Below are 18,263 nucleotides of genomic sequence, written 5' to 3'. Positions count from 1 at the left end.
TTGATTATTGCGCTTATTGTAGCTTTAACAGGAGGAGATCCTAATAAAGTACCTATTATATAAAAAAAGAGTGGTCAGAATTTCTTCCGACCACTTCTAGTTATTAATCCTCTTTTTTGTTGATTAACTCCTATAAATCAAGATGAGGAGAAAATACTTTTTTTAATTTTTTGCCGTTATATTAATATATCACTTTACTTATTCTCCACGCGAGAAGTTTAAAGCAGAGCATAACTTATTTAGAATGACAAGTAAAATCATAGGAGTTGGAAACTATATTCCTTCAGAAACTATTACCAATTTATTTTTTGACAAACATCGTTTTTTAGATGAGAGCGGCAAAGATTTAAAACAAGATAATGCAACAATTGCCGATAAGTTAAAAGAAATTACAGGTATTGAAGAAAGGCGTTATGCTAGTAATAATCAGGTGACTTCTGATTTGGGTTTTATGGCAGCCCAATCAGCTATAGAAGATTCGGGAATTGATCCGGAAACATTAGACTATATCATATTTGCTCATAATTTTGGAGATGTCCGTTTTGGTACAGTCCAATCGGATATGGTTCCGAGTTTGGCATCGAGAGTTAAACATCTTTTAAAAATTAAAAATAATTTTTGCGTAGCGTATGATATTTTATTCGGATGTCCTGGCTGGATTGAAGGAGTAATTCAAGCAAATGCTTTTATCAGATCAGGTATTGCCAAACGATGTTTGGTAATTGGAGCAGAAGCTCTGTCTCGAGTTGTTGATATTCACGATAGAGACAGTATGATTTATGCAGATGGAGCAGGTGCTGCGGTTTTGGAAATCAGCGAAGGAGATTCTGGGATAAAATCACATGTTTCGGGATCCTTTACAGTAAAGGAAAAAGATTATTTATATTTTGGTAAGTCATATAATAATCAAAGCTGCCCGGATATTAAATACATCAAAATGAATGGCAGAAAAATTTATGAATTTGCACTTATTAATGTTCCTCAGGCAATGAAAAAATGTCTTGACGACAGTGGGTATGCTATTAATCAGCTAGATAAAATCATTATACATCAAGCAAATGAAAAAATGGACGAAGCTATTGTCAGCCGGTTTTATCGATTATATGACAAGACAGTCCCCGAAAATATAATGCCAATGGTTATTAATAAACTGGGGAACAGTAGTGTAGCTACCATTCCGTCATTATTGACGATGATAAAAAGAGGAGAATTGCCTCAGCATTCTATCCGAAAAGAAGATGTTGTTTTATTTGCTTCTGTGGGAGCGGGGATGAATATTAATGCGTTTGTTTACAGGTTTTAAATGTGTAATTTGTAATTTAACAAATTTTTCAGGATCTTTGTTATTATTGTTGATACTGTTTTTTTATAATATCTAAGCTGTTTCGATAAGAAAAAACTTTAAAGTCAGTCTTTAATAAACAGAAGGACAATAAAAATTGGTATTAAAAAAGGACGTATGATAATTTCATGCGCCCTCTTGATACATAACAAAATAGTTGTTACTACTTTCTTTTTACGTTTACTGCCATTAAACCTTTTTGTCCGCGTTCTATATCAAAAACAACTTTGTCATTTTCGCGTATATTGTCTAGCAATCCTGTATTGTGAACAAAAACGTCTTCATTTCCGTTTGCTTGTGAAATAAATCCAAAACCTTTGGTTTGATTAAAAAATTTTACTGTGCCTTCGTACATCTCTTTTTTTATTTTAATTAATTATTACTTTTATATCAATTGCTTTGTATCCTTTTGGAGTACCTTCTTTTTTGTAGCCGACTCTGTCATTTTTATTGACAGTTTGATTGAGCTGACCGTGATGAAAAAATACATTTTCTCCAGTTCTGTCTTCAGTGATGAAGCCATATCCCTTTTCGCTGAAATAAGTGACTGTTCCGGTAAAAGCATTCTCTGGAGTATCTTCTGTATTACTATCCGGTCTTTTTGCTTTTGCTAAATCTTCTTCTCTGTTCTGAAGGTGAGGAGGGATTGAAGTAAAATTCCCATTAACATCAACATAAACGATCATATCGTCAAAATCTTTGCCCTTGTTATTGTTGGTTTTACGATCTTCTCGTCTCGCTGCTTTTTCTTGCTGCTTTTTTGCTTTTTTCTTTGAGTTCTCTTTTTTGCCAAAAGAATCCGCCATATTATGAATTTAATTTGTGATTTTATTATTCTGTCTTTACTATTGGTATGTTTAAACCTATGAGTTTTTGAATGTTTTTTAGCTCTTTTTTCTCTTCTGGATCACAAAAAGAAACAGCTATTCCAGCTGCTCCTGCGCGACCTGTTCTTCCGATTCTGTGAACATAAGTTTCAGGAACATCAGGCAACTCGTAATTTATTACATGCGGAAGCTCGTCTATATCAATTCCTCTTGCGGCAATATCTGTAGCGATTAATACTCTGATACGGCTGTTTTTGAAATCTTCTAATGCTCTTTGTCTTGCGTTCTGCGATTTGTTTCCGTGAATAGCTGCCGCCTGAATTCCAGCTTTAACCAGTTTTTTCGTTAATTTATCGGCACCGTATTTAGTACGTGCAAAAACTAAAGAACGTTGAATAGATTTATCTGTCAAGAGATTGATAAGAAGATTCAGTTTCTCATTTTTTTCGACAAAATAAACAGATTGCTTTACGTTTTGAGCGGTGGAAGAAACAGGAGTTACATTAATTTCTTTAGGATTATTCAGAATCGTCTGAGCAAATTTTATTATACTGTCGGGCATGGTAGCCGAAAAGAATAAAGTTTGCCGTTTTACAGGTATCTTTTTAAGGATTTTCTTTATATCATTAATGAATCCCATATCCAGCATACGGTCGGCTTCATCTAACACAAATATCTCAATCTGAGATAAATTTATGTATCCTTGGTTCATAAGGTCTAAAAGCCTTCCCGGAGTTGCAATCAATATATCAACACCTTTATTTATTGCTGAAATCTGCTTTTCTTGCGGAACTCCTCCGAAAATTGCCAGATGAGATTGTTTTAAATATTCGCCATACATTTGAAAGTTTTCACTTATTTGTATAGCTAGTTCTCGTGTAGGTGTTAATATTAAAGAGCGAATATGCTTGTTTTGAGAAGATTTTCCGTGCAACAATTGCAAAATAGGTATAGCAAAAGCAGCTGTTTTTCCTGTACCAGTTTGTGCACACCCAATAACATCATTTCTTTTTAATATGTGAGGAATGGAGTGATATTGTATTTCAGTAGGAACGGTATAACCAATCTTATTTACCGCCTTTATAATAGGCGGTATAAGTTTTAAATCTTCAAAATTCATAATAGACTTGCCGTAATTACGAGTACTGTTTTTTATTTCAGTCCTTTAAAAAGGATTTTGTGTGTTTTATTATGCTAATAGGTATAATAAAATTAATAGCGAGGTCTGTTAAAACGATTGTTATTTTCTCTCGGTTTTGCTTCGTTTACAACCATATTTCTGTTGTTTAGCATATAGTCATTAAGCTCGTTGATAGCATTTTCTGCTTGTGCTGTATCAGGCATTTCTACAAAAGCAAAACCTTTGGATCGACCGGAAAATTTGTCGGTAATAATTTTTACGGAAGATACTTCTCCAAAAGAGTTAAATAAATTCTGTAATTCGTCTTCTGTTGTCTGAAAATTCAGATTGCCAATAAAAATATTCATGGTAAAAATATATAAGATTAAAAAAATGGCAACTGAAAAAGCAAAAACTGAGAGAGAAAAAAAATGCTTTTAAACTATTTCAGAAAGGGCAAAGGCAGAAGCCTGTTATAATAAATTCTTTGCAAAGATAAGGAAAAATAATTATAGAAATAGAGAAACTATTTAAACTTGTTTAAAAATAAAACAGGAAAAGTAATAAATTACAATTACTTCTCCTATTTAGTAGCGGAGACGGGAATTGAACCCGTGACCTCAGGGTTATGAATCCTGCGCTCTAACCATCTGAGCTACCCCGCCTTTAGTTATGGTTTTGCGGGTGCAAAGATAATATAAAAATGATATAAAACAAGAAAAATAAAAAAAGCGTTTTTAAAATAAATACGCTAATGGAGTTTATATCTGTAATTATATTAAGATAAGGGGAGTAAGGATATGAAATAATTTATTGCAGACATGCAATTGATTTATAATACTCTAATTAATCAGGCTGTAAAGACTGCTTTAAAAGACTGTGCAGATAAACGGAAATATAAATATTTCTACTGCGCAATTCAAAGCCGGAGATACAATTAGGAGGATACTGTATTCTTTGAATTTTAAAAAATATCTATACTATAAAGTGGTTTCTTTCTTAACAAAAAGCCGCCAACGAATGACGGCTTTTCTGTGAGTTTTGATTATTATAAATAATCATTAATATCAAAACATGGTAGATCTTCAGCCATGCCTTTAGCTTCAGCCATGCTTAAACACCCTTCATCAAATGCATTATAAATAGCTTCCACTGCATTTTGACAATTAGTTTCATTTGAATTGCTGTTATAAGCGCTTAATGCAGCTGTAGCAGAGGCTTTTAATGAATCACATTCGTCTCCTCCTGATGGCACATCAGTATTTCCGCCTGACGAGTAACAAGGCAAACCACTGCCATAATCATCGGCATCTTCTTTACTAATACAATTATTAGTAAGCGCTTCTTTAATAACTCTCACAACTGCTTGGCAGTTTGCATCTGTTGGATCTTCGTCATATTTATCATAAGCTGTTTCATAAGCTGTCATAAGTGCAGCTTCGTCACAGCTTCCACTATCATCACTACTACAGGCTACAAACATAAATAACGTAGCTACAATCGAAATTTTAAAAAAAGTTTTCATCATTTTTTGTTATTGTTTTAATTATATGGATTATTTGATATATTTAATTTATTATGTAGGTATTTGTAATTATTTTTATAAATAAAAATTAAGTGAATTAACTGTTTGGATTGTGTTTTAAATTGTTCTCCATGTCAAGATATTCGTTATCACTTTTTAGTTTATATGCTTTTACGCGGGCTGTAACATAAAATCTTTTGCCTTTCTGATCTACCATATAAACAGGGTTTAAAACACCATCTCCCCCTGCCATTATAGCAGCTTTCTCAGCTTCCATAAAAGCAGCTTCTTTTAATTGATCTAATGTGTATTTTTTAAACTTTTTCTTATTCACTACAGACCCTGTGAATTGTTGATCCATCATTGTATAGTCACTTCTTTTTAGTTGCGAATTTACACGCTGAGTTTGAGAGTTAATTCCGGTTTGATACGGTTTCACACCACCGCAAGATCCTAACATAATAGTTGTTAAAATCAGTGTTGCTAATTTTAGGCATCCTTTTGTGCTCATCTTTAATAATTGAATTTGTTAAACATTTTTAGTAATTAAACTATTGAGTAAGTAATGAAATAAAATCAAACGTTTTGTTTGAATCTTCACTGCAAATGTACAGGCTTTCACAGGCTTTTATGGGTAAAAATCACGCAAAAACTTGGTGTTTTTTATGCGTCTTTTAATTAATTAAAAATGTAACTGTTTGTTTATTAATGATGTGTAAAAAGAGACCTAATAAGTTGTAAAGTTTGATAGGTCTGAGGTTTTGTATAATGAGTAAGTTAAATAATGTATTTTATTTTTTTGCCATAGAAAGCGGGAAACCAAAATGTTTTTTTAAAACCTTGTTGAAATAAACAGAATCTTCAAAGCCGACTGCCTAAGCAATATGTCCTACACTTTCGCCTTTCTTTTTTTCTTCTTCATTCGTTGGGCAAACTGTTCTTCTTCGTAATTCTCGCCCTGTGCATCGGATAACAAGCTGAACAATTCCAAATCAGAACTGTGCGAATGTTCCTGCGCAGTAAACTCAAAAAGTTTTTTTGTCGGTTAATTGTCTATTATGTTCGTGTTGGAAACAGAACTGTTCTGTATTTTTAATTCGGGTTTATTTCCGTTGTTCCACCAATTGTTGAATACCTTTGCTGAAAGGTTCTTGCCTAACTGCAAACCGTTACAAACGGTACGGCTACCGTTGTCAATATTTTTTAGAACAGACCTTGCGGGGTTGGTTTGCATTTTCTCTTTGGACTGCTCAAAGTGTTTTTGTAGTTGCACAATTCCTGCATCTTTCCCGAATAGTAATGCTTTGAAAAGATTGCTTATTTTCTTTCCCTTACCATTCAGTGCGAAATACGCCAGTCCATGTACAAACTTGCCGTTTATTTCACTCTTTATTTCCTTTGCCGTGATATTAAAAAACGAAGGCAGGGCATTATATGCTTCAAGATTTGTGTATTGATAATATTTCGACAAATGCCGTATTACCGAAGCGATTTGACTCTTAATATCGCCTTTATGCTGTTCTACCTTTTTGAAAATTTTATCGGCTTGTTTCTGCTCCTGCTCGGTAGCTTTGTACAGATTGTATTTTGTTTCCAAATCCCGACAGATAGTTATTGAACATGGGGGTCGTAATCATCGGGAATTTTCCTGCCGTCAATGCCTACGCAGGTCGAAACGATATGGATATGTGTACGGTCTATGTCCGTATGTTTGAAAACAATATAGGGCTGATTGCGTAGCCCATACGCTCCATATATTCCTGTACCATTTCCGTAAATTGTTCATCACTTGCCTTGTCTTTCGGGTCGGGGTTCAATGAGATATGCCGTACCGTCTTTTCTGTTTTGATGTTTGCCGACAGATACAGCTCAAAACATTTATTGAAATACGCTGCGGAATACCTGTCGTGCATTGTGTTGGGTATTTTATTCAGAAACAAAACCGCTGCGTTTTCCCTGTCCACTTTTTGCTGATTGTACAAAATCGCGCCGTACATATTGCTCTCTTTTCCGATTTCTGCAATCATATTTTCACTCTTTATAAAATTCTATACTCAAACAAAAGCCTTTCCGTAACTTACGGAAAGGCTTAATAATTATTTTGGTTCTAAATTTATACACAGATATAAATTGTCATCTTATTTTAAACTTTTATATTGTTTTCTTTACACCAACCTACTAATTTGTTATATTCATCTTCCTTTATAATATTAGCGTGGTGCTTCTCTGGGAATTGAACTTTTCCTACTTCATCAATATATTTTTTTACGGTCTCAATCATAGGGTTTCTTAATTCTATATACTCTGGGCAGTGCTTAAATTTCCTTTCATTTAAACCAAATAAATCATTGATTATCAGTATCTGTCCATTGCAGAATTTTCCGCCTCCAATACCGATTGTAATAGTGCTTATATTTTCCGAAATGATTTTAGAAACTTTTTCAGGAATTTTTTCCAATATCATCAAATCAGCACCATTATCAGACAGAATTTTAGCACCGTTTATAAGCTCTGTAGCTTCTCCTAAACTTTTACCTTTTGCAACCTTTCCCCTTTGCATACGTTCCTGTTCGTGTTGTGGGTTAAGTCCAATATGGCACATTACTGGAATATTTTCAGCCTTTAACGCTTTCAAGACCGGAAGATTAATTCCCTCGAATTTAACAGCGTCTGCTCCAAGAGCAATCAGTTTTTTAGCATTATTTACAGCATTTTTGGGCGTGTCATAAGTTTGAAAAGGTAAATCGACTACTAAAAAAATATTTTTAATTGCTCTATAAACCGCTTTTGTGTGATGAATAATATCTTCTAACGTTACTTCGGTTTCATTGTTATATCCTAAAACATTCGTTCCAACACTATCACCAAGAATTATCATATCAATTTTAGCTTCTTCTAAAATTTTAGTCGTTGGATAGTCATACGCTGTTAGTGCTGAAATCTTTTGATTATTCTTTGCTTTTTCCTTTAAATATTCAAGTGTCTTCTTCATTCTTTCTATCTTTTGAATTATAACAATACTCAAATTTATAAATTAAAAGGCTCATAGACGCTCATTAGCAATTATTTCTAAGAAAAACTACTGTGATATATCATTCTACCGACTGCTTTTCACTGTCTAGGTATTTCTTTTCAAATTCTGCGGTCAGAACAAGAACTCTCAAGAACAATTCTTTCATTTCTGCCGTCTGTTTTTCCAGTTTATAGAGGTATGCAGATGCTTTTTTCTCCGAAAATTAGCGTTCAATAAGCTTATAATATAATCTAATTGTAATTAGCTGCTATTCCCTGAAAAATTGGAGTTTGACAGAAAAACTTATCGAACCGCCCGAATGAACGTAATCGCACACCATATCTTTCAGATAAACAACGGATTACTCCAAAATAAGAACAGGACAAACGAAAATAAATTTCATTTGTCCTGTTTAGTAGCGGGAACAGGACTCGAACCTGTGACCTTCGGGTTATGAGCCCGACGAGCTGCCTACTGCTCTATCCCGCGATTTGTGAGTGCAAATATAAAACTTTATATTTAATTACACAAGAAATTAGAGTGTGAAAATAATTATTTTTACTATGTCATTGATATAAACTACCTTTGCGACAATAAAAAAGTTTTTATGAAACATAAATCAGGTTTTGTCAATATAATAGGAAATCCAAATGTGGGGAAATCTACTCTTATGAATGCTTTTGTAGGAGAAAGGTTATCCATTATTACATCAAAAGCACAAACTACAAGACATCGTATCTTAGGAATTGTCAATACAGATAATTACCAGATTGTGTTTTCAGATACACCGGGAGTTATAAAACCTGCTTATGAATTACAGGAATCCATGATGGGGTTTGTAAAATCTGCATTTGAAGATGCTGATATTTTAGTGTATATGGTGGAGGTTGGAGAAAAAGAGTTAAAGGATGAAGATTTTTTTAATAAAATAACAAATGCTAAAGTTCCGGTAATTTTATTGCTGAATAAAATAGACAGGTCTAATCAGGTACAATTAGAAGAACAAGTTGAATTGTGGTCATTAAAAGTACCAAATGCAGAGATATATCCTATTTCGGCACTAGAAAAATTTAATACACAAACTGTTTTTGATCGGATTTTAGAGTTGTTGCCGGAATGTCCGCCCTATTATCCAAAAGATGCGCTGACAGATAAACCGGAGCGATTTTTTGTAAATGAAATTATACGAGAAAAAATCCTTTTAAATTATGATAAAGAAGTTCCTTATGCGGTAGAAGTAGAAACAGAAGAGTTTACAGAAGCGGAAGATATTATCCGTATCAAATCGGTAATTATGGTTGAGAGAGATAGTCAAAAAGGGATTATTATCGGACATAAAGGTTCTGCCTTAAAAAAAGTTGGAATAGCGGCAAGAGAAGAAATGGAACAGTTTTTTTTGAAAAAAGTGCATTTGGAACTTTTTGTAAAAGTCAATAAGGACTGGAGAAATAATGATTATCAATTGCGACGCTTTGGATACAATCAGAAGAAATAGTAAAATAAAAAAATAAAAAATCGCATTGAAATACTAACTTTGCGACATATTTAAAATAAGTATGAGTAGTATAGTTGCCATAGTTGGAAGACCAAATGTAGGAAAATCAACGTTTTTTAATAGATTGATTCAAAGAAGAGATGCTATTGTTGATTCAGTCAGCGGGGTTACAAGAGATAGAAACTACGGTAAGTCGGAGTGGAACGGGAGAGAGTTTTCGGTAATAGATACCGGAGGGTATGTAAAAGGATCAGAAGATATTTTTGAGTCCGAAATTCGCCGTCAGGTTGAATTGGCAATTGATGAATCTGACGTTATTGTTTTTGTTGTAGATGTTGAAGAAGGTATTAACCCAATGGATGAAGAGGTCGCTAAGTTATTGCGCAAGGAAACAAAACCTGTGTTTTTAGCTGTTAATAAAGTTGACAGCGGAAACAGAATGGATGACACCTATGAGTTTTATAATTTAGGTTTGGGAGAAATATTTCCTATTGCAGGAATGAGCGGTAGCGGAACGGGAGATCTGCTGGATGCAGTAGTAGCTGCTTTACCTGAGGAAATAGAACAAACAGAAGAGGAAGAGCTTCCGAGATTTGCAGTAGTTGGACGACCGAATGCGGGAAAATCAAGCTTTATTAATGCGTTGATAGGCGAAGACCGCTACATTGTGACAGATATTGCGGGTACAACAAGAGATGCAATTGATACGAGATTTAATCAGTTTGGTTTTGATTTTAATCTGGTAGATACTGCCGGAATCAGAAGGAAAGCAAAAGTAAAAGAAGATTTAGAGTTTTATTCTGTTATGCGTTCCATTCGCGCTATTGAACATAGTGATGTGTGTATTCTGATGGTTGACGCTACTCGAGGATTTGAGGGACAGGATCAAAATATATTTTGGCTGGCAGAAAAGAATAGAAAAGGAGTGGTTATCCTTGTCAATAAATGGGATTTGATTGATAAGGAAACAATGACGGCAGTTCAGTTTGAAAACAAGATTCGCGAAGAAATAGCTCCTTTTACAGATGTTCCGATTATATTTACCTCAACAGTTACTAAACAACGCTTATTAAAAGCGTTGGAAGTGGCAGTAAAGGTTTTTGAAAACAGAAAGCAGAGAATTCCTACTTCAAAATTTAATGAAACCATGTTGCCGATTATAGAAAGTACACCTCCTCCGGCAATTAAAGGGAAATATATTAAAATTAAATATTGCATGCAGTTGCCAACACCTACGCCTCAGTTTGTGTTTTTTGCAAATTTGCCACAATATATTAAAGATCCATATAAAAGATTTGTCGAGAATAAGCTTCGTGAAATATATGATTTTGAAGGAGTGCCAATCGATATTTTTTTCCGTCAAAAATAATAATAATGCGATCTTTGTATTTATACACTGATCGCTTTTTTATAATGAAAAATTTAATTGTATATATTTTTGTCTTTTTTACTCTAAGTGTTGCTGCACAAAATGATGTAATCTTAAAAGGTAGTGCCATAAACTCTTTAAAGCAACCGATAGAGTCTGCTACAGTTTATTTGTCAAAAGCGAAAGACTCTACTTTAATAGAATATACGATGACGGATGTTAAGGGGGTTTTTGAATTGAAAGTCAAAAAACGAACTGATCCCGTCGTTTTAAAAATTTCTATGCTGGGATACAGAGAGTATACCAAATATTTTGACGAGGGTTTAGATAGTTCTGTTGATTTTGGTAATTTAATTTTACAAGATTTATCTACTAATCTGGATGAGCTTGTTATCACTGCTGAAGTACCGCCAATCCGTATTAAAAAAGATACGTTGGAGTTTAATGCTTCTTCGTTTAAAGTACGTCCGGATGCAAATTTGGAAGAGCTTCTAAAACAACTGCCTGGAATACAGATCGACGAAGAAAAGAAGATAAGTATTAACGGAAAGCAGGTCAGTGAAATTCTGGTTAATGGAAAGCCTTTTTTTGGAGAAGACGGTCAGATTGCATTAGAAAATATTCCGTCAGAAATAATTAATAAGGTACAGGTAACCGACAAAAAAAGCAAAAAACAGAAATTTACAGGTGAGCGTTCAACTTCAAATGATGCCAGCATTAATATTACGATCGATGAAGATAAAAATAAAGGGTATTTTGGAAAGATTTCTGGCGGATATGGAACTAACGACCGATATGAAAGCAGTTTGTTTTTAAATTATTTTAATAATGCCAGAAAAATAAGCGTAATAGGTTCTGCTAATAATATCAATGCGATTGGATTTTCAATGGATGATATTTTTGATAACATGCAGTCCGGTAAAAATTCAAGAGGAGGAATCACTGAGTCCAGAATATTAGGATTGAATTACGGCGATGATTTTACGGATAAATTAAAAATAAACGGAAGCTATAATTACAATAAGGCAGAAACAGAAAACTGGAATAATTCTGCGATTGTTAAGTTTTTGCCCTCCGGGGAGTTTAATAATCAGGCTACGTCTGTTTCTGAGAATGAGTCAGAAGGACACCGAGCTAATTTTACGATTGACTATATAGGAGAAAAAGACGCATTATACATCACGCCTCAGTTTTCTGAAAATCACAATCATTCATTTAATGAATCCAATCAGGTCTCAACAGATGCGGAAGGAGTATTGTTGAATGATAGCGAAGTACAGTCCAGAACTGAAGGGAAAAGCTTTGACTTTGGAAATACTATCCGATATACTCGAAAGTTTAAAAAAGACGGACAGTTTTTGACTTTAGGCTTTAGTAATTCCAACAGTACTAAAGATAACGAAACACTGTATGAGTCTGAAACCAGATTTTATCAGTCCGAAAAAGAGAATGATGTCAGAAGGCAGTTTAAAAACAACAAATCACATTCCGATAACTATACAGTTGACGCAGAGTATAATCAGCCAATAACGGATTCTTTAGCACTGGGAATAGGAGCCAAGTGGACAAGAGGACAAAATATAGAAGATTTACAGGTGTTTGATTTTGACGAAACTTCGCAAATGTATTCTGAAATCAATAAATTGGAAACCAATAAATTTAATACTACACAAAATAAGATAGCACCTTTTACAAAGCTTACTTATATACACAAAAAGTTTTTTGTAAGTGCAAGCACTGATTTAAATATTGTAAAAAACTCAGCTACAGCAGAATATTTTAATCAGAATTATAGTTTAGATAAATATTATATGGATCCTTCTGCCACTTTATTTTTTAATTATAGAATAGATAAACAAAAATTCCTATGGCTTTCATATAATTACAATGTATCTTATCAAAGCGCAAGTCAGTTATTGGATATTACAGATATTTCTAATCCGCTTAATACAATTGTAGGGAATCCTGATTTAAAACCAACTGGAACACACGGAATTCAAACCAGTTTTCGATCGTATGATTTTGAGAAAAGAGAAGGATATAACCTAAATATTTCTGCGTCTGTTTTTAACAATCAAGTTACCAGTTCTGTGGAGTATGACGATGATATGAAAAGTATTTCAACCTTTAAAAATATATCAGGAAGTTATAACTGGTCTTTAGGCGGAGATTGGTATAAAAATTATAAATGGGAAGAACACGTTTTGAGAATTGGCTTTGGAGCAAGGTTTAATCAATCTGTTTCAAAAGGATATATTGACGGAGCCATGTATGATTCTAAATCCAGTTCTATTTCACCCAGAGTTTATTTAAATTATGATTACGGAGAATTTTTAACTGTTCGACCTTCGTATAATTATAGCAGTTATACTTCAAAATACAATAATTTTACGGTTGATAAAGCAACTAATTTTGTACACAATTTTAACCTTCAAACAACTACCTATTGGCCTTCAAATGTAATTTTAGGAAATGATTTTGGATATAGCTATAATTCTCAGATTGCAAAAGGATATCAACGCTCTTTTTACATGTGGAATTTGAGTCTGGCATATGAATTTTTAGATAAAAAGATGAGAGCCCGGGTTAAAGTTTACGATGTGCTAAATCAAAATACAAGTTCTACAAGAACTATTGACCCTACCCAAATTGTCGATCAGGAAAGCTTGGTTTTAAAGCGGTACATAATGTTTTCATTAATCTATAAGCTAAATGAGTTTGGAGGGAAAGATTCAAAAATGAGAGCAAACAGAGTAGGGGGAAGAATAATGAGAATGTAGATTCTGTTTTTATTTATGTTGTTTATTGTAAAAAAAGATTAAATTTGTTTTTTATTAATATAATTTAAAACAATTTTTATGAAAAAAATTTTAGTAGCCTTATTGTTTACTTCTACTCTTTTAGGAGTATCTTGTAGTAAAAGTGATGATAATAATGGTGGTGATTCTGAGAAAACTTATACAGTTAAGTTTACAGGATCAGAGAATGCTAATATAGAGATGATTATAGTAGCAAAAGCAGATGGGAGTAATGAGACCTATTCAGATGTAAATAAGAGTTCTTGGGAAACGCAGGTAAAATCAAAAGGAGGAATTTCCGCAGGAGCAGTAGGATTTACAACGGATGATAAACCTGGTAAATTGAAAGCAGAAATCATTGAAAATGGTAAAGTGGTTAAAACAAGTACTTCTGAGGGCACTGTATTAAATGCTACTGTTACAAATATGTAATGTTAAAAAAACCATTAATTTTAATTAATGGTTTTTTTGTTTATTTTTAATGGGTAACTCGTTAATCGCGGTTATTCTTAGAAATAATTGCAATTAGGTTTTCGTTTTCTTTGCGCAGATAATTAATCTGCTCGTTGAGTATTTGAATTGTAGTATTCAAAAGTTCTTTATTATCTTCCTGAATATTCTCAATATAACCGTAGAATTTCTCTATAGTGCTGTTGTGAAAATTAAAGTGCTGGTCGTCAGAAGACGATAAAATATCCTCAATAGGAACATTTAGAAGATCAGATATTTGTTCAAGTCTGTCTACAGTTAGCTTTATAGTTCCACTTTCTATTTTTGAGTATGTATTTTGTGATATATCCAATTGTTCTGCCATGTAATTTTGAGTAAAATTTCGGGCTTCTCTATATCTCTTAATTTTGCTTACAACACTCATATTCTTATATATTCAGTTAGTCAAATATAGTAAATTATCACTATAAAGAATATATTTCTTTTTATAAATGATATACTATCATTTTTTGAATGTTGTTCCATGTATTTATAAAATATATTTGTTAATACTACTTAATGTTAATTTTAAAACAAGGGATACATTTTAGAAATAAGAGAATTTCAAAAAACCAACTGAGATCATGAAAACTGTTGCGAAAATGGATGTGAGGGAAAGTAATCTGGAAAAAGAATATAGTGATTTTTTGCTTAAATTAGATGAAGCTATTAATGCTAATCAGAAAGTCATTTATTTGGAAGAACTTTCTTATAAATTACATTTAAGACTAATTGATGAAAATTATACGATAAGGAAGATTATTAAAACAACCTCTAAATTTTGGTTTATCAAAAAAAGAAGGAAATTCTACTGTGTATTGTTATAAAGAATAATAGGTAAATACTGATTTTTTTAATTTTCACTCTTACACGCGATGTACTACCTATTAAAAAAACACGGTTATCTGTACAAATAACCGTGTTTTATTTATGATTTACTACCAGCTTCCACTTGATCCTCCTCCGGAAAAACCCCCTCCTCCGAAGCCGCCGCCAAATCCGCCGCCACTTCCAAAACCACCGCCGGAGTTCCATCCGCCACCGCTACCCCAAGAGCTATTTCTGCCCAGACTGCTTAATATAATCATATCGGCAAGTGTAGAAAAACCTCCGTTTCGTCCACCGTTTTTTCCACCTTTGTTGTTCTTTTTAGACAACATAATAAGGACAAAAATAAATATAAAGAAGAAAAAGCAAACTAATCCGCCTATCTCGTTATCACCTGATATTCTAGAACCATCGGACTGATACGTACCTGATAACATAGAAATAATTGCATCAGTTCCTTTGTCAAAACCCTTGTAGTAATCGCCCTTTTTAAATTCCGGAATAATGACGTTTCTAATAATTTCACCCCCTTGACCAGCAGTTATTTTACTCTCAATACCATAGCCGGGATAAATTCCGATTTGTTTTTCCTGTCCGGCAAAAAGTATTACAATACCGTTGTCTTTTCCCTTTTGACCGATTCCCCATTCATGACCCCATTTTGGACCTAAAAGACCAATATTTTCGCCTTTTAGCGATGGAATAGTAATCAAAACAATTTGAGTGGAAGTAGTATCAGCATAGTTGATTAACTTTCGTTCAATACTTTTGCGCTGATTTTCTTCCAAAATATTGGCATAATCATATACGCTGGTTTGTTTTTGTTCTTTCGGTTTTGCCGGAATATCAAACTGTGCATAATTGAACTGAGAAAGTAATAAGAAAACCCAGAATATGAGCAACTTTAAAAATTTTTGAAATAGTTGGCTCATATTTTAGGCTTTAGAAATTTCGTTGGATAATTCATCTCTATTATCTTTTTGTGCCGGAAAAAACTCCTGAAGTTTTTTTCCGGCTTTTAAAATGCCATAAACAAGTCCGTCTTTGTACATTTTGTTTTTAAAGTGGTTTATAATCAGTTCTTTCGTTCCTTCCCAAAAGTTCTCGGTTTTTACTACCTGATCTATCTTTTCATCACCTAAAATTACAAAAGACTTAGGGTTTAGGCAGACGTAAAATAATACGCCGTTGCGTTCTTTTGTCTTTTGCATCTCCAGCTCAAAAAATACTTTTTTTGCTCTTTCATAAGCATCCAGGTCAGATCTTTGCTCAATGTGAACGCGAATTTCTCCCGAAGTGTTTTTTTCGGCTTGAATAATAGCATTAACAATTTCTTGTTCTTCTGACGGGGATAAGAAATGATCCATGGTTATGATTTAAGTTTTTTTAAAATTGAACTTCGGGTGCTTTTTCTGCTCCAGAATCTGATTTAAAGAAAGGTTTTTCAGGATAGTTGCCCAGGAAAAACTTGTTGGGCATTTTTAAAACATATCCATTATAGGTTTCTACAGATTGATTAAAACGAGTACGTTGAGTTAATATTTGATTTTCTGTACTTGCTAATTCGTCCTGCAATTTTAAAAAGTTTTGATTCGTTTTTAAATCAGGATATTTTTCCACTGTTACTAATAGTCTTCCTAAAGCACTGGATACGCCGGATTGTGCTTGTTGAAATTCAGCTAATTTTTCGGGAGTAAGATTAGCCGGATCAATCGTTGTTTGGGTAGCTTTTGCACGAGCGTTTACTACAGCTTCTAAAGTGGATTTTTCAAAGTCAGCAGCTCCTTTTACAGTATTTACAAGATTGCCGATTAAATCACTTCTTCTTTGATAGGCTCCTTCAACATCTGCCCACGATTTGTCAACATTTTGTTTGTACTGTAAAGCCGAGTTTTGATAATTCATGCTTAGCAAAAAGTAACCGCCGATTAATACAGCAATTACAATAATGATAGGAAGTGTTTTTTTCATAGATATTAAGTTATTAAAGTTCTTTTTTAATGTTAATTAAGGTTTGTTTTATAGATTCTAATTTACGGATTATTTCGAAATTATCGACAGATTCTTTGGGTTTGTTTTTCAAATATTCCTTTGCACCATCCAGTGTAAAGCCTCTTTCTTTGACCAAGTGATAAATCAGCGATAGATTTTTGACATCCTGAGGAGTAAACATTCTGTTTCCTTTTGCGTTTTTTTTGGGTTTTAAAATATCAAATTCTTTTTCCCAAAACCGCAAAAGAGATGTGTTTACATCAAAAGCTTTGGCGAGTTCGCCTATGCTGTAATATCGTTTATCTGGTAAATTTAGCTCCATTAGTCTAAAGATTGATTTTCTTGGTTAGCTTCCTGCGATAGTAATTCAAACTCTTTGGCAGAAATTTCGCCGTAATAATAATTAATCGGATTAACTACGTTCCCCTGATAGTGAACTTCGTAATGTAAATGCGGACCAGAACTTCTTCCTGTGCTTCCTGAATATCCAATGATATCTCCGCGTTTTACCGTTTGTCCTTGTTTAACGTTGTATTTGCTTAAATGAGCATAGCGGGTAAGGTATCCGTATCCATGATCTATTTCAATTAAATTTCCATATCCGGATAAACGATTATTAGCTCTGATAACCTTGCCGTCGCCGGTAGCATAAATAGGAGTTCCTACGTCAGTAGAGAAATCCATTCCGGCGTGAAATTTTTTGATTTTCGTAAAGGGATCGCTGCGATAACCATAGCCCGAAGCCATGTGTTTTAGATTTTCGTTTTTAATGGGTTGAATTGCCGGAATAGAAGCTAAAAACTTTTCTTTTCCCTTTGCCAATTCTATAATGTCATCTAACGATCTCGACTGAATAGCTGTTTGTTTAGCAATTTCGTCTACTTTCTCATTAGTTGTGGTAAGTAGAGCCTCATTACTTAACCCTTTAAATGATTTATAGCGATTAATTCCCCCTAAGCCCGATTTTCGCTGTTCTTCCGGAATTGGAGCGGTGTTAAAATATGCCCGGTAAATATCATTGTCTCTCACCTCTAACTCGTCCAATACCTCCGCGATTAAGTCGATTTTTTTGTTTAGGAGCAGATAGTTGGTTTTGAATTCCGTGAGTTCTCTGGACTGTATTTTTTCTTTGGGGGTTTCCAAAATATCAGTATTAATTAAAAAAAATAAAGTCAGAATACCGAAAACAGCAGAAGATAATATAAACAGGATAATATTAGAAATCCGTTTAGAATATCTTGGGCGAATTTTGAGGAACGCTAATTTTTCCGGATCGTAATAATATTTTACCTTAGCCATAATTTTAAAAACACTATTTTTGCACTGAAAATTTTTAATGTTTTATCAGTGTAAAAAATTGCCAGACAACAAATGTAAAAAATGTTTTTGGTTGTCTCCCATTTTTAAAAAGTATAAAATGTTGTATTTGCTTATTTGATAGCTGATTTAGCTGTTATTTAACAAA

General features: G+C 33.5%; 20 protein-coding genes, 2 tRNA genes and 2 pseudogenes. 6 read left to right on the top strand and 18 right to left on the bottom strand.

What is annotated here, in order from left to right:
• The first annotated feature begins 244 nt into the window (after positions 1-244).
• Positions 245-1,303, top strand: coding sequence for a 3-oxoacyl-ACP synthase III family protein (locus C8P70_RS04440; RefSeq protein WP_133712133.1), 1,059 nt, complete (start codon positions 245-247; stop codon positions 1,301-1,303).
• A 202-nt stretch (positions 1,304-1,505) separates the two neighbouring features.
• Here C8P70_RS04440 and C8P70_RS04435 read toward each other — a convergent pair whose 3' ends face one another.
• The 12 genes and pseudogenes from C8P70_RS04435 to C8P70_RS04385 all read right to left on the bottom strand — a co-directional run bounded on the left by C8P70_RS04435 (position 1,506) and on the right by C8P70_RS04385 (position 8,316).
• Positions 1,506-1,697 carry a cold-shock protein gene (locus tag C8P70_RS04435; protein ID WP_133712132.1) on the bottom strand — a complete coding sequence of 64 codons (192 nt, stop codon included), beginning with the start codon at positions 1,695-1,697 and terminating at the stop codon, positions 1,506-1,508.
• 13 nt (positions 1,698-1,710) lie between these two features.
• Positions 1,711-2,148 carry a cold-shock protein gene (locus C8P70_RS04430; RefSeq protein ID WP_133712131.1) on the bottom strand — a complete coding sequence of 146 codons (438 nt, stop codon included), beginning with the start codon at positions 2,146-2,148 and terminating at the stop codon, positions 1,711-1,713.
• Positions 2,149-2,173: 25 nt separating this feature from the next.
• Positions 2,174-3,289 carry a DEAD/DEAH box helicase gene (locus C8P70_RS04425; RefSeq protein ID WP_133712130.1) on the bottom strand — a complete coding sequence of 372 codons (1,116 nt, stop codon included), beginning with the start codon at positions 3,287-3,289 and terminating at the stop codon, positions 2,174-2,176.
• A gap of 92 nt (positions 3,290-3,381) precedes the next feature.
• A complete protein-coding gene (locus C8P70_RS04420; RefSeq protein WP_133712129.1) occupies positions 3,382-3,657 on the bottom strand; it encodes an RNA recognition motif domain-containing protein in 276 nt (91 codons plus the stop codon).
• A 223-nt stretch (positions 3,658-3,880) separates the two neighbouring features.
• Positions 3,881-3,954 (bottom strand) — tRNA-Met (locus C8P70_RS04415).
• A gap of 383 nt (positions 3,955-4,337) precedes the next feature.
• Positions 4,338-4,817, bottom strand: coding sequence for a hypothetical protein (locus C8P70_RS04410; protein WP_166666171.1), 480 nt, complete (start codon positions 4,815-4,817; stop codon positions 4,338-4,340).
• A 94-nt stretch (positions 4,818-4,911) separates the two neighbouring features.
• Positions 4,912-5,325, bottom strand: a complete 414-nt coding sequence (locus C8P70_RS04405; RefSeq protein ID WP_133712127.1) for a hypothetical protein — start codon at positions 5,323-5,325, stop codon at positions 4,912-4,914.
• Positions 5,326-5,859: 534 nt separating this feature from the next.
• Positions 5,860-6,411 (bottom strand): hypothetical protein, encoded by a 552-nt coding sequence (locus C8P70_RS14180; RefSeq protein WP_317128262.1) that lies wholly within the window; start codon positions 6,409-6,411, stop codon positions 5,860-5,862.
• Between the two features lie 14 nt (positions 6,412-6,425).
• Positions 6,426-6,727 (bottom strand): annotated as a pseudogene (locus tag C8P70_RS14175) (relaxase/mobilization nuclease domain-containing protein).
• A 230-nt stretch (positions 6,728-6,957) separates the two neighbouring features.
• Entirely contained in the window at positions 6,958-7,806 is an 849-nt protein-coding gene (gene panB / locus C8P70_RS04395; protein WP_133712126.1) for a 3-methyl-2-oxobutanoate hydroxymethyltransferase, read from the bottom strand.
• Between the two features lie 100 nt (positions 7,807-7,906).
• Positions 7,907-8,050: pseudogene (locus C8P70_RS13965) on the bottom strand (plasmid mobilization protein); the annotation flags it as partial.
• A 193-nt stretch (positions 8,051-8,243) separates the two neighbouring features.
• A tRNA-Met gene (locus tag C8P70_RS04385) sits at positions 8,244-8,316 on the bottom strand.
• A gap of 118 nt (positions 8,317-8,434) precedes the next feature.
• Between C8P70_RS04385 and era the strand changes: the two genes are divergently transcribed.
• The 4 genes from era to C8P70_RS04365 all read left to right on the top strand — a co-directional run bounded on the left by era (position 8,435) and on the right by C8P70_RS04365 (position 13,921).
• On the top strand, positions 8,435-9,322 hold the full coding sequence (era, locus tag C8P70_RS04380) for a GTPase Era (protein ID WP_133712125.1): 888 nt from the start codon (positions 8,435-8,437) through the stop codon (positions 9,320-9,322).
• A 61-nt stretch (positions 9,323-9,383) separates the two neighbouring features.
• On the top strand, positions 9,384-10,691 hold the full coding sequence (gene der / locus C8P70_RS04375; RefSeq protein WP_133712124.1) for a ribosome biogenesis GTPase Der: 1,308 nt from the start codon (positions 9,384-9,386) through the stop codon (positions 10,689-10,691).
• 44 nt (positions 10,692-10,735) lie between these two features.
• Positions 10,736-13,471, top strand: coding sequence for a TonB-dependent receptor (locus tag C8P70_RS04370; protein ID WP_133712123.1), 2,736 nt, complete (start codon positions 10,736-10,738; stop codon positions 13,469-13,471).
• Positions 13,472-13,549: 78 nt separating this feature from the next.
• Positions 13,550-13,921, top strand: a complete 372-nt coding sequence (locus tag C8P70_RS04365; RefSeq protein ID WP_133712122.1) for a hypothetical protein — start codon at positions 13,550-13,552, stop codon at positions 13,919-13,921.
• Between the two features lie 61 nt (positions 13,922-13,982).
• Here the strand turns inward: C8P70_RS04365 and C8P70_RS04360 are convergent, their stop codons facing one another.
• Positions 13,983-14,363 (bottom strand): helix-turn-helix domain-containing protein, encoded by a 381-nt coding sequence (locus C8P70_RS04360; protein WP_133712121.1) that lies wholly within the window; start codon positions 14,361-14,363, stop codon positions 13,983-13,985.
• A 199-nt stretch (positions 14,364-14,562) separates the two neighbouring features.
• Between C8P70_RS04360 and C8P70_RS04355 the strand changes: the two genes are divergently transcribed.
• The gene (locus tag C8P70_RS04355; protein WP_133712120.1) at positions 14,563-14,805 is read left to right on the top strand and encodes a hypothetical protein; all 243 of its coding nucleotides are present in this window, start codon (positions 14,563-14,565) and stop codon (positions 14,803-14,805) included.
• Positions 14,806-14,916: 111 nt separating this feature from the next.
• On the opposite strand, the gene C8P70_RS04350 is transcribed toward C8P70_RS04355, so the two are convergent.
• Genes C8P70_RS04350 through C8P70_RS04330 form a run of 5 tightly spaced genes read right to left on the bottom strand, consistent with a single transcriptional unit; the run spans position 14,917 to position 18,097 of the window.
• Complete coding sequence (locus tag C8P70_RS04350) at positions 14,917-15,738, bottom strand: TPM domain-containing protein (RefSeq protein ID WP_133712119.1); 822 nt, start codon at positions 15,736-15,738, stop codon at positions 14,917-14,919.
• 3 nt (positions 15,739-15,741) lie between these two features.
• Positions 15,742-16,173, bottom strand: coding sequence for a TPM domain-containing protein (locus C8P70_RS04345; protein WP_133712118.1), 432 nt, complete (start codon positions 16,171-16,173; stop codon positions 15,742-15,744).
• Positions 16,174-16,192: 19 nt separating this feature from the next.
• Entirely contained in the window at positions 16,193-16,777 is a 585-nt protein-coding gene (locus tag C8P70_RS04340; protein ID WP_133712117.1) for a LemA family protein, read from the bottom strand.
• Between the two features lie 13 nt (positions 16,778-16,790).
• Positions 16,791-17,120 (bottom strand): MerR family transcriptional regulator, encoded by a 330-nt coding sequence (locus tag C8P70_RS04335; RefSeq protein ID WP_133712116.1) that lies wholly within the window; start codon positions 17,118-17,120, stop codon positions 16,791-16,793.
• On the bottom strand, positions 17,120-18,097 hold the full coding sequence (locus tag C8P70_RS04330; RefSeq protein WP_133712115.1) for a M23 family metallopeptidase: 978 nt from the start codon (positions 18,095-18,097) through the stop codon (positions 17,120-17,122). The genes C8P70_RS04335 and C8P70_RS04330 overlap by 1 nt, the downstream gene beginning before the upstream one ends.
• Between the last annotated feature and the right edge of the window lie 166 nt (positions 18,098-18,263).

The sequence above is a fragment of the Myroides indicus genome (genome assembly GCF_004364575.1).
GTDB lineage: Bacteria > Bacteroidota > Bacteroidia > Flavobacteriales > Flavobacteriaceae > Flavobacterium > Flavobacterium indicum_A.
The sequence above is the reverse complement of the archived record's forward strand: the minus strand, read 5'-3'. Positions and strand labels throughout refer to the sequence as shown.

Excerpts from the sequence above, each read along its gene's own strand:
- C8P70_RS04360 (WP_133712121.1), bottom strand. The coding sequence starts at position 14,363 with ATGAGTGTTGTAAGCAAAATTAAGAGATATAGAGAAGCCCGAAATTTT.
- C8P70_RS04425 (WP_133712130.1), bottom strand. The coding sequence starts at position 3,289 with ATGAATTTTGAAGATTTAAAACTTATACCGCCTATTATAAAGGCGGTA.
- C8P70_RS04430 (WP_133712131.1), bottom strand. The coding sequence starts at position 2,148 with ATGGCGGATTCTTTTGGCAAAAAAGAGAACTCAAAGAAAAAAGCAAAA.
- C8P70_RS04345 (WP_133712118.1), bottom strand. The coding sequence starts at position 16,173 with ATGGATCATTTCTTATCCCCGTCAGAAGAACAAGAAATTGTTAATGCT.
- C8P70_RS04420 (WP_133712129.1), bottom strand. The coding sequence starts at position 3,657 with ATGAATATTTTTATTGGCAATCTGAATTTTCAGACAACAGAAGACGAA.
- C8P70_RS04410 (WP_166666171.1), bottom strand. The coding sequence starts at position 4,817 with ATGATGAAAACTTTTTTTAAAATTTCGATTGTAGCTACGTTATTTATG.
- C8P70_RS04335 (WP_133712116.1), bottom strand. The coding sequence starts at position 17,120 with ATGGAGCTAAATTTACCAGATAAACGATATTACAGCATAGGCGAACTC.
- C8P70_RS04340 (WP_133712117.1), bottom strand. The coding sequence starts at position 16,777 with ATGAAAAAAACACTTCCTATCATTATTGTAATTGCTGTATTAATCGGC.
- C8P70_RS04370 (WP_133712123.1), top strand. The coding sequence starts at position 10,736 with ATGAAAAATTTAATTGTATATATTTTTGTCTTTTTTACTCTAAGTGTT.
- der (WP_133712124.1), top strand. The coding sequence starts at position 9,384 with ATGAGTAGTATAGTTGCCATAGTTGGAAGACCAAATGTAGGAAAATCA.
- C8P70_RS04350 (WP_133712119.1), bottom strand. The coding sequence starts at position 15,738 with ATGAGCCAACTATTTCAAAAATTTTTAAAGTTGCTCATATTCTGGGTT.
- C8P70_RS04355 (WP_133712120.1), top strand. The coding sequence starts at position 14,563 with ATGAAAACTGTTGCGAAAATGGATGTGAGGGAAAGTAATCTGGAAAAA.
- C8P70_RS04435 (WP_133712132.1), bottom strand. The coding sequence starts at position 1,697 with ATGTACGAAGGCACAGTAAAATTTTTTAATCAAACCAAAGGTTTTGGA.
- panB (WP_133712126.1), bottom strand. The coding sequence starts at position 7,806 with ATGAAGAAGACACTTGAATATTTAAAGGAAAAAGCAAAGAATAATCAA.
- era (WP_133712125.1), top strand. The coding sequence starts at position 8,435 with ATGAAACATAAATCAGGTTTTGTCAATATAATAGGAAATCCAAATGTG.
- C8P70_RS04365 (WP_133712122.1), top strand. The coding sequence starts at position 13,550 with ATGAAAAAAATTTTAGTAGCCTTATTGTTTACTTCTACTCTTTTAGGA.
- C8P70_RS04440 (WP_133712133.1), top strand. The coding sequence starts at position 245 with ATGACAAGTAAAATCATAGGAGTTGGAAACTATATTCCTTCAGAAACT.
- C8P70_RS04330 (WP_133712115.1), bottom strand. The coding sequence starts at position 18,097 with ATGGCTAAGGTAAAATATTATTACGATCCGGAAAAATTAGCGTTCCTC.
- C8P70_RS04405 (WP_133712127.1), bottom strand. The coding sequence starts at position 5,325 with ATGAGCACAAAAGGATGCCTAAAATTAGCAACACTGATTTTAACAACT.